Here is a 13,345-nt window from a genome sequence, read left to right on the forward strand (position 1 = left end):
CAATGACCATTGCGTTATTTTCGTTTTAGCCGGCAAAACCCTTGCCGCCCCTCACCTTTTGCGGCATTTTCTTAAGTAAGCAACATCACACTGCAACAGGGTTAACGGAGAAGGTTATGTGTTCAATTTTTGGCGTACTGGATATCAAAACTGACGCGGGCGAGCTGCGTAAAAAAGCACTGGAACTCTCTCGTCTGATGCGCCATCGCGGCCCGGACTGGTCCGGTGTCTATGCCAGCGACAAGGCCATCCTGGCCCATGAACGTCTTTCAATTGTCGACGTCAACGCGGGCGCTCAGCCGCTGTATAACGAGAAAAAAACCCACGCGCTGGCCGTTAACGGTGAAATCTACAACCATCAGGCGCTGCGTGCTGAGTACAGCGACCGTTACACCTTCCAGACCGGCTCTGACTGCGAAGTCATTCTGGCGCTGTATCAGGAGAAAGGACCTGAATTCCTCGACGACCTGCAGGGGATGTTTGCCTTTGCCCTGTACGACAGCGAAAAAGATGCGTACCTGATTGGCCGTGACCACCTTGGTATTATCCCGCTGTACATGGGGCACGATGAGCACGGCAACTTCTACGTCGCCTCTGAAATGAAAGCCCTGGTACCAGTTTGCCGCACCATTAAAGAGTTCCCGGCGGGCAGCTACCTGTGGAGCCAGGACGGTGAGATCCGCCCGTACTACCAACGCGACTGGTTTGATTACGACGCCGTTAAGGACAACGTTACCGACAAAGCCGAGCTGCGTCAGGCGCTGGAAGAGTCCGTAAAAAGCCATCTGATGTCAGACGTGCCTTATGGCGTACTGCTCTCCGGCGGGCTGGACTCCTCGGTGATCTCTGCAATCACCAAGAAATTTGCCGCGCGTCGTGTAGAAGATCAGGAACGTTCAGAGGCCTGGTGGCCGCAACTGCACTCCTTCGCCGTGGGTCTGGAAGGGGCGCCGGATCTGAAAGCCGCCCAGGAAGTGGCAAACCATCTCGGCACCGTACACCATGAAATTCATTTCACCGTGCAGGAAGGTCTGGATGCGATCCGCGATGTGATCTACCACATTGAAACCTACGATGTGACCACCATCCGCGCCTCCACGCCGATGTACTTGATGTCACGTAAGATCAAAGCGATGGGCATCAAAATGGTGCTCTCTGGCGAGGGTTCTGACGAAGTCTTTGGCGGCTACCTCTACTTCCATAAAGCGCCAAACACCAAAGAGTTGCACGAAGAGACCGTGCGTAAACTTCAGGCGCTGCACATGTTTGACTGCGCACGAGCCAACAAAGCGATGTCGGCCTGGGGCGTGGAAGCGCGCGTGCCGTTCCTTGATAAAAAGTTCCTCGATGTGGCAATGCGCATCAACCCGCAGGACAAGATGTGCGGCAACGGCAAAATGGAAAAACATATCCTGCGTGAATGTTTTGAATCCTATCTGCCGGCGAGCGTGGCATGGCGTCAGAAAGAGCAGTTCTCTGATGGCGTAGGTTACAGCTGGATCGACACCCTGAAAGAGGTGGCGGCAAAACAGATTTCCGATCAACAACTGGAGACCGCCAGCTTCCGTTTCCCGTACAACACGCCAGGCTCGAAAGAGGCGTATCTGTATCGTGAAATCTTTGAAGAGCTCTTCCCTGTGCCAAGCGCCGCAGAGTGTGTACCGGGTGGTCCATCCGTGGCGTGTTCCTCTGCGAAAGCCATTGAATGGGATGAATCGTTCAAATCCATGAACGATCCGTCAGGGCGTGCGGTAGGCGTTCACCAGTCTGCTTATCAATAATCTGAGCGACCGATCTGCACGATCGAAAAGGCCCTCTGGGGCCTTTTTTTTATTCTGAATTAAAGGCTGTAAAATCGATTAATAACCAATAATTGCCGAATATTCGGCCACGCTGTTCGCAACCTAACCAAACAGTCACATTCCGGCCATTTTCGTTGAAAAAGGTGTTGACGCTGCAAGGGTCTATACGCATAATGCGCCCCGCAACGCCGATAAGGTAACGCGAAAAAAAGATGGCTACGTAGCTCAGTTGGTTAGAGCACATCACTCATAATGATGGGGTCACAGGTTCGAATCCCGTCGTAGCCACCATCTTTTTTGCGGGAGTGGCGAAATTGGTAGACGCACCAGATTTAGGTTCTGGCGCCGCAAGGTGTGCGAGTTCAAGTCTCGCCTCCCGCACCATTCCCAGGTAAGCGTTGCACGGATGGGGTATCGCCAAGCGGTAAGGCACCGGTTTTTGATACCGGCATTCCCTGGTTCGAATCCAGGTACCCCAGCCATATTTCTTCGATTTGCGGTTCTCCGCGGTATTGGGGTATCGCCAAGCGGTAAGGCACCGGTTTTTGATACCGGCATTCCCTGGTTCGAATCCAGGTACCCCAGCCATCGAAGATTGCAGTACTGGCTACGTAGCTCAGTTGGTTAGAGCACATCACTCATAATGATGGGGTCACAGGTTCGAATCCCGTCGTAGCCACCAAATTAGTCATCTGTCGATTTATTCGGTAGACTAGAAAAAATTGTTGGGGTATCGCCAAGCGGTAAGGCTCTGGTTTCTGATACCAGCATTCCGAGGTTCGAATCCTCGTACCCCAGCCATTTTAAAAAGTCGTTAAGCAGTTTGTTTAACGCAATTGGGGTGTCGCCAAGCGGTAAGGCACTGGTTTCTGATACCAGCATTCCGGGGTTCGAATCCCTGCACCCCAGCCACTTAAAAACAAATAAGCCCGCTCTGCGGGCTTTTTTGTTTTTGTCTTCAGTACGGTCTGAGCCCCCACCCACAGGGGTGAGGGAATCGTCAGTGTAATGCTTACAGGCCTAACGCATATTTCAGGGCCTGACGCTTCAGGCCACCGGCGCGTTCCGCCGCCATCAAACCAATATTGCGCAGGATCCGCACCGGCCCCAGGTCGTTACTGAACCCGGCATAAAAGAGATCCATCCCTGACTGCATGATGAAGTTATCTGCCATCCGTCGCATCTGGTAACGCTTCAATACCTGCTCGCTCGCCCAGGCTTCGCCGTGAGCGCGCGCATTACCCACTACGTCCAGTAAGGCTTCAACATCACGGTATCCCAGGTTCACGCCCTGCCCCGCCAGCGGATGGATGGTATGCGCCGCATCGCCCACCAACGCTAATCCTTCGCGCGCATAGTCCAGTGCATGACGCCGGGCCAGCGGGAAGGCACCCGCTGCCACTGGCGTGACCTTGCCGAGGCGCTGCGGGAAATGGTGCGCAATTTCACGCCCCAGTTGTTCCATTGTCATCCCTTGCAGCTGGCGAATGCGGGCGGCCGTGTCGTACCACACCAGCGAGGCCCAGTTGTCGAACAATGGCAGAAAAGCATGGGGCCCCGTCGGCGTAAAGTGTTGCCAGGTGCAATCACCCGGTTCGCTCTCGCATTGCACTGTTATCAGCATGCAGGATTGCGGATACGCCCACGCATGAATGCCAATTCCGGCCATCTCCCGGACCCTGGAATTCGCCCCGTCCGCGCCAATCACCAGTTTTACCGCCAGCTCGTCACCTTCGCTCAACGCCAGCACATGATGATCGTTATGGCGATGGAGAGCCTTAATCGACGCCGGCACCCGCAGGGTCACACCGGGATGCGCTTCCAGCGCCTGCCAGAGCGCCTGCTGTAGAACCGTATTTTCAACCATATAGCCCAGCAGGGGCAGCTTAAGCTCTGCTGCATCAAACTGGACGCGGGCAGTTTCCCACTCCCATGTTTCAAGGCGACGCCAGGGATGAGCGCGCATGGCCAGCACCGCCTCCCATACGCCCAGCCCGCGCAGCAGATCCACCGAGGCGGCGCTAATCGCAGAGATACGCACGTCCGGCTTCCCGGCGGCGTCAAATGCAGGCGGCGCAGCCTGTTCAATTACAGTAACGTCGAACCCTTGTTGCGCCAGCCCCAGCGCCAGCGCCCCGCCGACCATACCGCCGCCGACGACGGCGACTCCGGCTTGTTGGATAGTCATGGTCATTTGTCCTTATTGGAGAATCCCTTAAGTTTACCGGATTTTTTTCCCCATGAGACCGACAACCTTCATACTGGTCACAACCGGACCAAAGCATTACAATACGCGCCCTGCAATCCTGAGCATGAGCATGTCGATGACTAAAAAACTCCATATAAAAACCTGGGGCTGTCAGATGAACGAGTACGATTCATCAAAGATGGCCGATCTGCTGGATGCTACCCACGGATACCAGCTGACTGAAAATGCGAAAGAAGCCGATGTGCTGCTGCTGAATACCTGTTCAATTCGTGAAAAAGCGCAGGAAAAAGTCTTTCACCTGTTAGGTCGCTGGAAGCTTCTGAAACGAAAAAATCCGGAGCTGATTATCGGCGTGGGCGGCTGCGTTGCGTCGCAGGAAGGGAAATTAATTCGCCAGCGAGCCCCCTACGTGGATATCGTCTTTGGTCCTCAAACCCTGCACCGCCTGCCGGAGATGATCAATAAGGTTCGCGGCGATCGTAGCCCGGTCGTCGACGTCAGCTTCCCGGAAATCGAAAAATTTGACCGTCTGCCGGAACCGCGCGCAGATGGCCCGACAGCCTTTGTCTCCATTATGGAAGGCTGCAATAAATATTGTACCTACTGCGTAGTGCCTTATACCCGCGGCGAAGAAGTGAGCCGTCCGTGCGATGACATCCTGTATGAGATCGCCCAACTGGCGGCCCAGGGCGTACGTGAAGTGAATCTGCTCGGCCAGAACGTGAACGCCTGGCGCGGCGAGAATTTTGACGGCAGCACCGGCAGCTTTGCTGAACTGCTGCGTCTGGTAGCAGCCATTGACGGTATCGACCGTATCCGCTTTACCACCAGCCATCCGATTGAATTCACCGATGACATCATTGATGTCTATCGCGATACGCCTGAGCTGGTGAGCTTCCTGCACCTGCCGATTCAGTGTGGCTCTGACCGCGTACTGAATCTGATGGGCCGTACCCACACCGCGCTGGAGTATAAAGCGATTATCCGTAAGCTGCGTGAAGCGCGCCCGGATATTCAAATCAGTTCTGACTTTATCGTCGGTTTCCCTGGCGAAACCAATGAAGACTTTGAACGGACGATGAAGGTGATCGGCGATGTGAATTTCGACGTGAGTTATAGCTTCATCTTCTCTGCCCGTCCGGGTACGCCAGCCGCCGACATGGTGGACGACGTGCCAGAAGAGGTGAAGAAGCAGCGTCTTTATATCCTGCAAGAGCGTATTAACCAGCAGGCCAACGCCTGGAGCCGTCGTATGATCGGCACCGTTCAGCGCGTACTGGTTGAAGGCACTTCACGTAAGAGCATCATGCAGCTATCCGGTCGTACCGAGAACAACCGCGTGGTGAACTTCGAAGGTACGCCAGATATGATCGGCAAGTTCGTGGATATCGAAATTCAGGAAGTGCTGACGAACTCCCTGCGCGGCAAAGTGGTACGGACTGAAGATGAGATGGGTCTGCGCGTAGCGCAAACGCCTGAGTCCGTAATGGCACGTACCCGTAAAGAGAACGACCTGGGCGTAGGTGTTTATCAGCCCTGACCTCAACAGGCCTGCCAATTCTGGCAGGCCTTGTATTTCCTGCTTCCGCCCCCAATATCCTTCGCAATGCTTGCGCCTTTATTCTGTGGCGTAAATAATTCCATCAAAGCCCCCTTTTTCGGGGATGCGAGACATCAAGAGGAACGGTTTGAATATAGATACGCGTGAAATTACCCTTGAGCCTGCAGACAACGCTCGCCTGCTGAGCCTCTGTGGGCCGTTTGATGACAACATCAAACAACTGGAGCGACGTCTGGGTATCGAGATCAATCGTCGCGATAATCACTTCAAACTCACCGGCCGCACACTTTGCGTTAATGCCGCTGCGGATATTCTGCACACGCTTTATGTCGACACCGCGCCGATGCGCGGTCAAACGCAGGATATCGAACCCGAACAGATTCATCTGGCCATTAAAGAAGCCCGCGTGCTGGAACAGAGCGCCGAAAGCGTGCCGGACTATGGCAAAGCTATCCATATCAAGACCAAGCGGGGTGTGATTAAGCCGCGTACGCCTAACCAGGCACAGTACATCGCGAACATCCTTGATCATGACATCACCTTCGGCGTCGGCCCGGCAGGTACGGGTAAAACCTATCTGGCGGTGGCTGCTGCGGTAGATGCCCTGGAGCGTCAGGAGATCCGCCGTATTCTGCTTACCCGTCCTGCTGTGGAAGCCGGTGAAAAACTGGGCTTCCTGCCGGGCGATTTAAGCCAGAAGGTCGACCCCTATCTGCGTCCTCTTTACGATGCTCTGTTCGAGATGCTCGGCTTTGAAAAGGTCGAGAAGCTGATTGAACGTAACGTGATTGAAGTTGCCCCGCTGGCCTATATGCGCGGCCGCACGCTGAACGATGCGTTTATCATTCTTGATGAAAGCCAGAACACCACCATTGAACAGATGAAGATGTTCCTGACGCGTATCGGCTTTAACTCGAAAGCCGTCATCACAGGGGACATCACGCAGATTGACCTGCCGCGCAGCACTAAATCTGGCCTGCGCCACGCCATCGAAGTGCTGGCAGAAGTCGATGAAATCAGTTTTAACTTCTTCCACAGTGAAGACGTGGTGCGCCACCCGGTGGTTGCCCGCATCGTTAACGCTTATGAGGCCTGGGAAGAGGCCGATCAGAAGCGCAAGGCCGAACTGGCCGCAGAACGTAAGCGCGAAGCGCAGGAGCAAGAACATAAATGAGTCAGGTGATCCTCGATTTACAGCTGGCCTGTGAAGATAATTCCGGCATGCCAGAAGAGGCACAATTTCAGAAATGGCTGGATGCCGTTGTCCCTCAGTTTCAGGAAGAATCAGAAGTGACGATTCGCCTGGTGGATGAAGCAGAAAGCCATGAGCTTAACCTGACCTACCGCGGGAAAGATAAGCCGACCAACGTGCTCTCTTTCCCCTTCGAAGCCCCTCCGGGTATTGAAATGCCGCTGCTGGGCGATCTGATCATCTGCCGTCAGGTGGTTGAGCAGGAAGCGCAAGAGCAGCAGAAGCCGCTCGAGGCCCACTGGGCCCATATGGTGGTGCACGGCAGCCTGCATCTGCTGGGGTACGATCATATTGAAGATGAGGAAGCGGAAGAGATGGAGTCCCTCGAGACAGAGATAATGCTTGCTCTGGGCTATGAGGATCCGTACATTGCCGAGAAAGAGTAGTCGGTCACAGGCTGACTATCATGCCGCCGCGTAAGGAGATAGCGCGGCGGTTATTATTTAACTAACAAGAGAACCCTTAACAAACGCCATGAGCGACGACAATTCACACAGTAGCGACACGACAAACAGCAAAAAGGGATTTTTCTCCCTTATTCTGAGCCAGCTGTTCCACGGCGAACCCAAAAACCGTGATGAACTTCTGGAGCTGATCCGTGATTCCGGGCAGAACGACCTTATCGACGAAGATACGCGCGAAATGCTCGAAGGGGTAATGGACATCGCCGACCAGCGCGTTCGCGATATTATGATCCCCCGCTCGCAGATGATTACCCTGAAACGCAACCAGCCTCTGGACGAGTGCCTCGATGTGATCATCGAATCGGCACACTCGCGCTTCCCGGTCATCAGCGAGGACAAAGATCACATCGAAGGGATTTTGATGGCGAAAGATCTGCTGCCGTTTATGCGCAGCGATGCCGAAGCCTTTAGCATGGATAAAGTGTTACGTCAGGCGGTGGTTGTTCCGGAGAGTAAGCGGGTTGACCGCATGCTGAAAGAGTTCCGCTCTCAGCGTTACCACATGGCGATTGTTATCGATGAATTTGGCGGCGTGTCTGGCCTGGTGACCATTGAAGATATTCTGGAGCTTATCGTCGGCGAAATCGAAGACGAATATGACGAAGAAGAGGATATCGATTTCCGTCAGCTGAGCCGCCACACCTGGACCGTCCGCGCACTGGCGCCAATCGAAGACTTTAACGATACCTTCGGCACGCGTTTCAGTGATGAAGAGGTGGATACCATCGGCGGTCTGGTGATGCAGGCGTTTGGCCATCTCCCGGCTCGCGGTGAGACGGTTGAAATAGACGGTTACCAGTTTAAGGTCGCCATGGCCGACAGTCGTCGTATTATTCAGGTTCATGTCAGAATGCCGGACGATGCTCCGCAACCCACAATGGAAGAATGATTTAAATGGCATTTGCCCCATTGCTTGAACGCCAGCGCGTACGTCTGCTGCTGGCGCTAATTCTCGGAGCCAGCGGAACGCTGGCTTTTTCTCCTTATGACATCTGGCCCGCGGCCCTGCTCTCTTTGATGGGGCTACAGGGGCTTACCCTGAACCGACGTCCGGTACAGGCCGCAGCCATTGGCTACGCCTGGGGTATGGGGCTATTTGGCACCGGTATAAACTGGGTATATGTCAGTATCGCCACCTTTGGCGGCATGCCTGGCCCGGTCAACGTTTTCCTGGTTGTGTTGCTGGCCGCGTATTTGTCGCTCTATACCGGCCTGTTTGCCGGGGTGCTGGCGCGCCTGTGGCCAAAGGCCAACGTATGGCGCGTGGCGATTGCGGCTCCGGTCGTCTGGCAACTGACCGAGTTCTTACGCGGCTGGGTGCTGACGGGCTTCCCATGGCTGCAGTTTGGCTATAGCCAGATTGACGGCCCGTTGAAGGGGCTGGCACCGGTGATGGGCGTTGAGGCCATCAACTTCCTGCTGATGGTAGTAAGCGGCCTGCTGGTGCTGGCGATGGTGCAGCGCAACTGGCGCCCGCTGGCTGCCGCCGTGGTGTTATTCGCGCTCCCCTTCCCGCTACGTTTTATTCAGTGGTTCACCCCGGAACCCGAGCGCACCATGCAGGTCTCTATGGTGCAGGGTGATATTCCCCAGGCACTGAAATGGGATGAAAACCAGCTGCTTAATACCCTCAAAATCTATCTTGAGGCCTCTGAGCCGGAGATGGGCAAATCGCAGCTGATCATCTGGCCAGAATCTGCCATCCCCGATCTGGAGATTAATCAGCAGCAGTTCCTGCGCCGGGTCGATGACCTGATGCGCGAGCATAACAGCACCCTGATCACCGGTATCGTCGATGCGCGACTGAATAAACAGAACCGCTACGACACCTATAACACCATCATCACGCTGGGCAAAGATAACGCCTACAACTACGAATCGGCCAACCGCTACAACAAGAACCATCTGGTGCCGTTTGGTGAGTTCGTGCCGCTGGAGTCAATTTTGCGGCCACTGGCACCGTTCTTCGATCTGCCGATGTCATCATTCAGCCGTGGCCCGTACGTGCAGCCTCAGCTGAATGCGCACGGCATGTTGCTGACTCCTGCCATCTGCTACGAAATCATCCTGGGCGAACAGGTGCGGGATAATTTCCGTGCAAATACGGATTATCTGCTGACGATCTCTAACGATGCGTGGTTCGGTAAGTCTATCGGCCCGTGGCAGCACTTCCAGATGGCGCGCATGCGCTCGCTGGAGCTGGCCCGCCCGCTTCTGCGTAGCACCAACAATGGCATCACCGCTGTTATTGGCCCGCAGGGCGAGATTCAGGCGATGATCCCGCAGTTTACCCGCCAGGTGCTGACCGCCAGCGTTACGCCAACGACGGGCCTGACGCCGTATGCGCGTACCGGCAACTGGCCGGTATGGATTATCACCGCCCTGTTTGGCTTTGGTGCGGTGCTGATGAGCTTGCGTCAGCGTCGTAAGTAAGCCTGAAGGCCCCTCTCCTCACCGGTGAGAGGGGCTGTTTCCGCCCCCCTTTCTCCCCTAGTCTTCGCTATTTATCTCTCTGACCGTAAACCTGCCAATTCTGGCACGGCTATTGCTTTGTTTATTCAAGCAAACGCAATCTGGCTTGATGTACAACCTGGTCGCACCACCGTAGTTCAGCGGTAGCACCGAAACGGTGCAAGGAGAGATTTTTGCCTCTGAATGGTGCGGCGCGCTTCGCAAAAATAAACAATAACGCAGCAAAATCTTTACATTAAGCCAGACTAAATGTTAACAAGCTTGCATAACACTGCACTCGCATAGCGCGAGATATAACAACATCACAATGGGTATCAATGCGTCTCTGGCGCTGATAAGAAAGGAGTTGGGTATGCAATTACGTAAACTGGCCACAGCAATGCTGGTGATGGGAATGTCCGCAGGCGTGGTGCACGCTGACGACGCTGCGCCGGCAGCGGGCAGCACGCTCGACAAGATTGCCAAAAACGGCGTCATCGTGGTCGGCCACCGTGAATCCTCTGTCCCGTTCTCATACTACGACAACACGCAAAAAGTCGTGGGTTACTCACAGGACTATTCCAACGCCATCGTTGAAGCGGTGAAGAAGAAGCTGAACAAGCCTGACCTGGCGGTGAAGCTGATTCCAATCACCTCCCAGAACCGTATTCCGCTGCTGCAGAACGGGACTTTCGACTTTGAGTGTGGGTCCACCACCAACAACCTGGAGCGCCAGAAACAAGCCGCCTTCTCTGACACTATTTTTGTCGTAGGTACACGCCTGCTGACCAAAAAAGGCGGTGAGATTAAAGACTTCGCTGACCTGAAAGGTAAAGCGGTTGTCGTGACGTCCGGTACCACGTCCGAAGTTCTGCTGCACAAGCTGAACGACGAGAAAAAAATGGATATGCGTATCATCAGCGCCAAAGACCATGGCGACTCTTTCCGTACGCTGGAGAGCGGCCGCGCGGTGGCGTTCATGATGGATGATGCCCTGCTGGCGGGCGAACGTGCGAAGGCGAAGAAACCAGACAACTGGGAAATCGTCGGCACGGCGCAGTCGAAAGAGGCCTACGGCTGTATGCTGCGCAAAGATGACGCGGACTTTAAGAAACTGATCGATGACACCATCGCTCAGGTGCAGACGTCCGGCGAAGCGGAAAAATGGTTCGATAAGTGGTTCAAGAACCCTATCCCACCAAAAAATCTGAATATGAACTTTGAACTGTCTGACGACATGAAAGCACTGTTCAAATCACCAAACGACAAGGCTCTTAACTAATTAGAACAACAGGGGCGGGATCTCCTGCCCTCTCGATTGTCGGGAAGCATGGACAGACTATACGTTGAGTGGTCGTTCCCCACTCAGCGCGAAAAATGAGCTTCTCACCAATCTTCGAGGGTAGCGCTGCTACCCTTTTTTTTCTGGAGTTTATTATGTCAATAGACTGGAACTGGGGCATTTTTCTGCAACAAGCCCCGTTCGGCAACACCACCTATCTTGGCTGGCTGTGGAGCGGCTTTCAGGTTACCGTCGCGTTGTCGATTACGGCCTGGATCATCGCTTTCTTCGTCGGCTCCCTGTTCGGTATTTTACGCACCGTACCGAATCGCTTTCTCTCATCAATCGGCACGCTCTACGTGGAGCTGTTCCGAAATGTCCCATTAATCGTTCAGTTCTTTACCTGGTACCTCGTGGTGCCAGAACTGCTGCCGGAAGATATCGGCATGTGGTTCAAGGCGGAACTGGATCCTAACATTCAGTTCTTTGTCTCCTCGATGCTCTGTCTGGGGCTGTTTACCGCTGCGCGCGTGTGCGAGCAGGTACGCGCCGCCATTCAGTCGCTGCCCCGTGGGCAGAAAAACGCCGCGCTGGCGATGGGACTAACGTTGCCGCAAGCGTACCGCTACGTACTGCTGCCGAATGCCTATCGGGTGATTGTTCCACCGATGACCTCGGAGATGATGAACCTGGTGAAAAACTCGGCCATCGCCTCAACCATTGGTCTGGTGGATATGGCGGCACAGGCCGGGAAACTGCTGGATTACTCCGCGCACGCCTGGGAATCCTTCACCGCGATTACGCTGGCCTATGTGCTGATTAACGCCATCATCATGCTGGTGATGAACCTGGTCGAACGTAAAGTACGCCTGCCGGGCAACCTGGGGGGCAAATAATGTACGAGTTTGACTGGAGTTCTATTGTTCCCTCCATGCCCTACCTGCTGGACGGCCTGGTCATTACCCTGAAGATTACCATCACGGCGGTGATCGTCGGGATTATCTGGGGCACCCTGCTGGCAGTCATGCGTCTGTCGAGCTTTAAGCCAGTCGCCTGGTTCGCGACCGCATACGTAAACGTGTTCCGCTCCATTCCGCTCGTGATGGTGCTGCTGTGGTTTTATCTGATCGTTCCTGGATTCTTGCAGGATGTTCTGGGGCTTTCGCCGAAGTCCGATATTCGCCTGATCTCGGCGATGGTGGCCTTCTCGATGTTTGAAGCGGCCTACTACTCCGAGATTATCCGAGCCGGGATCCAGAGTATTTCACGCGGGCAGTCCAGTGCGGCATTGGCGTTAGGGATGACCCACTGGCAGTCGATGAAACTAATCATTCTGCCGCAGGCATTTCGCGCCATGGTTCCGTTGCTGCTCACTCAGGGTATCGTTCTCTTCCAGGATACCTCGCTGGTGTATGTACTCAGTCTGGCGGACTTCTTCCGTACCGCCTCTACGATTGGTGAGCGTGACGGTACGCAGGTCGAGATGATCCTGTTTGCAGGTGCGGTCTATTTTGTCATTAGTTTAAGCGCGTCGCTGTTGGTCAGCTGGCTGAAGAAAAGGACAGTGTAATGATTTCCCTGAAAAATGTTTCTAAATGGTATGGGCACTTTCAGGTGCTGACCGACTGCTCTACGGAAGTGAAGAAAGGCGAAGTGGTGGTGGTTTGTGGTCCATCGGGTTCCGGTAAATCCACCCTTATCAAAACGGTGAACGGCCTTGAACCCGTGCAGCAGGGTGAGATCACGGTCAATGGTACCGTGGTAAATAGCAAGAAAACCGATCTGGCGAAGCTGCGTTCGAAGGTGGGCATGGTGTTCCAGCACTTTGAGCTGTTCCCTCACCTGTCGATCATTGAGAACCTGACCCTGGCGCAGGTGAAAGTTCTCAAGCGCGATAAAGCGGCGGCTCGTGACAAAGGGTTGAAGCTGCTGGAGCGCGTTGGGCTTTCGGCGCATGCTGATAAATTCCCGGCGCAGCTTTCCGGCGGCCAGCAGCAGCGCGTCGCCATTGCTCGCGCCCTGTGCATGGATCCGGTCGCTATGCTGTTTGATGAACCGACCTCCGCGCTCGACCCTGAGATGATCAACGAGGTGCTGGACGTAATGGTTGAGCTGGCCAACGAAGGCATGACCATGATGGTGGTTACCCACGAGATGGGCTTTGCCCGCAAGGTGGCTAACCGCGTCATCTTTATGGATGAAGGGAAGATCGTCGAAGACTCCGCCAAAGAAGAGTTCTTTGCTAATCCACAGTCTGACCGCGCGAAAGACTTCCTCGCCAAAATTCTGCACTAAACCCAGGGTGCGCAATCGCAGGATTGCGC

11 protein-coding genes and 7 tRNA genes are annotated in these 13,345 nt (G+C 54.6%); 17 read left to right on the plus strand and 1 reads right to left on the minus strand.

Features of this window, described 5'->3' with window-relative positions:
• Nucleotides 1-116 precede the first annotated feature (116 nt).
• The 8 genes from asnB (at nucleotide 117) to B3B59_RS18575 (ending at nucleotide 2,714) form a co-directional block, all read left to right on the plus strand.
• Nucleotides 117-1,781 (plus strand): asparagine synthase B, encoded by a 1,665-nt coding sequence (gene asnB / locus B3B59_RS18540; RefSeq protein ID WP_046884284.1) that lies wholly within the window; start codon nucleotides 117-119, stop codon nucleotides 1,779-1,781.
• A gap of 235 nt (nucleotides 1,782-2,016) precedes the next feature.
• A tRNA-Met gene (locus B3B59_RS18545) sits at nucleotides 2,017-2,093 on the plus strand.
• A gap of 8 nt (nucleotides 2,094-2,101) precedes the next feature.
• Nucleotides 2,102-2,186: transfer RNA gene (locus tag B3B59_RS18550), tRNA-Leu, on the plus strand.
• Nucleotides 2,187-2,209: 23 nt separating this feature from the next.
• A tRNA-Gln gene (locus tag B3B59_RS18555) sits at nucleotides 2,210-2,284 on the plus strand.
• Between the two features lie 31 nt (nucleotides 2,285-2,315).
• Nucleotides 2,316-2,390, plus strand: a tRNA-Gln gene (locus B3B59_RS18560).
• Nucleotides 2,391-2,407: 17 nt separating this feature from the next.
• Nucleotides 2,408-2,484, plus strand: a tRNA-Met gene (locus B3B59_RS18565).
• 44 nt (nucleotides 2,485-2,528) lie between these two features.
• Nucleotides 2,529-2,603 (plus strand) — tRNA-Gln (locus B3B59_RS18570).
• Between the two features lie 36 nt (nucleotides 2,604-2,639).
• A tRNA-Gln gene (locus B3B59_RS18575) sits at nucleotides 2,640-2,714 on the plus strand.
• 100 nt (nucleotides 2,715-2,814) lie between these two features.
• Here the strand turns inward: B3B59_RS18575 and ubiF are convergent.
• Nucleotides 2,815-3,990 carry a 3-demethoxyubiquinol 3-hydroxylase gene (gene ubiF, locus B3B59_RS18580; RefSeq protein ID WP_286809697.1) on the minus strand — a complete coding sequence of 392 codons (1,176 nt, stop codon included), beginning with the start codon at nucleotides 3,988-3,990 and terminating at the stop codon, nucleotides 2,815-2,817.
• A gap of 136 nt (nucleotides 3,991-4,126) precedes the next feature.
• On the opposite strand from ubiF, the gene miaB reads away from it, so the two are divergent.
• The 9 genes from miaB (at nucleotide 4,127) to B3B59_RS18625 (ending at nucleotide 13,316) form a co-directional block, all read left to right on the plus strand.
• The gene (gene miaB, locus B3B59_RS18585) at nucleotides 4,127-5,551 is read left to right on the plus strand and encodes a tRNA (N6-isopentenyl adenosine(37)-C2)-methylthiotransferase MiaB (RefSeq protein ID WP_040076563.1); all 1,425 of its coding nucleotides are present in this window, start codon (nucleotides 4,127-4,129) and stop codon (nucleotides 5,549-5,551) included.
• Between the two features lie 148 nt (nucleotides 5,552-5,699).
• Nucleotides 5,700-6,746, plus strand: a complete 1,047-nt coding sequence (locus B3B59_RS18590) for a PhoH family protein (RefSeq protein ID WP_040076564.1) — start codon at nucleotides 5,700-5,702, stop codon at nucleotides 6,744-6,746.
• Nucleotides 6,743-7,210, plus strand: coding sequence for an rRNA maturation RNase YbeY (gene ybeY / locus B3B59_RS18595; protein ID WP_040076565.1), 468 nt, complete (start codon nucleotides 6,743-6,745; stop codon nucleotides 7,208-7,210). The genes B3B59_RS18590 and ybeY overlap by 4 nt, the downstream gene beginning before the upstream one ends.
• 88 nt (nucleotides 7,211-7,298) lie before the next feature.
• Nucleotides 7,299-8,177 (plus strand): CNNM family magnesium/cobalt transport protein CorC, encoded by an 879-nt coding sequence (gene corC, locus B3B59_RS18600; RefSeq protein WP_040076566.1) that lies wholly within the window; start codon nucleotides 7,299-7,301, stop codon nucleotides 8,175-8,177.
• 5 nt (nucleotides 8,178-8,182) lie between these two features.
• Nucleotides 8,183-9,721 carry an apolipoprotein N-acyltransferase gene (gene lnt, locus B3B59_RS18605; protein WP_207293226.1) on the plus strand — a complete coding sequence of 513 codons (1,539 nt, stop codon included), beginning with the start codon at nucleotides 8,183-8,185 and terminating at the stop codon, nucleotides 9,719-9,721.
• A gap of 391 nt (nucleotides 9,722-10,112) precedes the next feature.
• On the plus strand, nucleotides 10,113-11,021 hold the full coding sequence (locus tag B3B59_RS18610; protein ID WP_040076568.1) for an amino acid ABC transporter substrate-binding protein: 909 nt from the start codon (nucleotides 10,113-10,115) through the stop codon (nucleotides 11,019-11,021).
• A 155-nt stretch (nucleotides 11,022-11,176) separates the two neighbouring features.
• Nucleotides 11,177-11,917, plus strand: coding sequence for a glutamate/aspartate ABC transporter permease GltJ (gene gltJ, locus B3B59_RS18615; RefSeq protein WP_040076569.1), 741 nt, complete (start codon nucleotides 11,177-11,179; stop codon nucleotides 11,915-11,917).
• Nucleotides 11,917-12,591, plus strand: a complete 675-nt coding sequence (gene gltK, locus B3B59_RS18620) for a glutamate/aspartate ABC transporter permease GltK (protein WP_046884289.1) — start codon at nucleotides 11,917-11,919, stop codon at nucleotides 12,589-12,591. Before gltJ ends, gltK begins: the two co-directional genes overlap by 1 nt.
• Nucleotides 12,591-13,316, plus strand: a complete 726-nt coding sequence (locus B3B59_RS18625) for an amino acid ABC transporter ATP-binding protein (RefSeq protein WP_040076571.1) — start codon at nucleotides 12,591-12,593, stop codon at nucleotides 13,314-13,316. Before gltK ends, B3B59_RS18625 begins: the two co-directional genes overlap by 1 nt.
• Nucleotides 13,317-13,345: the final 29 nt, after the last annotated feature.

It is taken from the genome of Leclercia sp. UBA2479, from assembly GCF_002341985.1.
In the GTDB taxonomy this organism is placed as follows: domain Bacteria; phylum Pseudomonadota; class Gammaproteobacteria; order Enterobacterales; family Enterobacteriaceae; genus Enterobacter; species Enterobacter pneumoniae.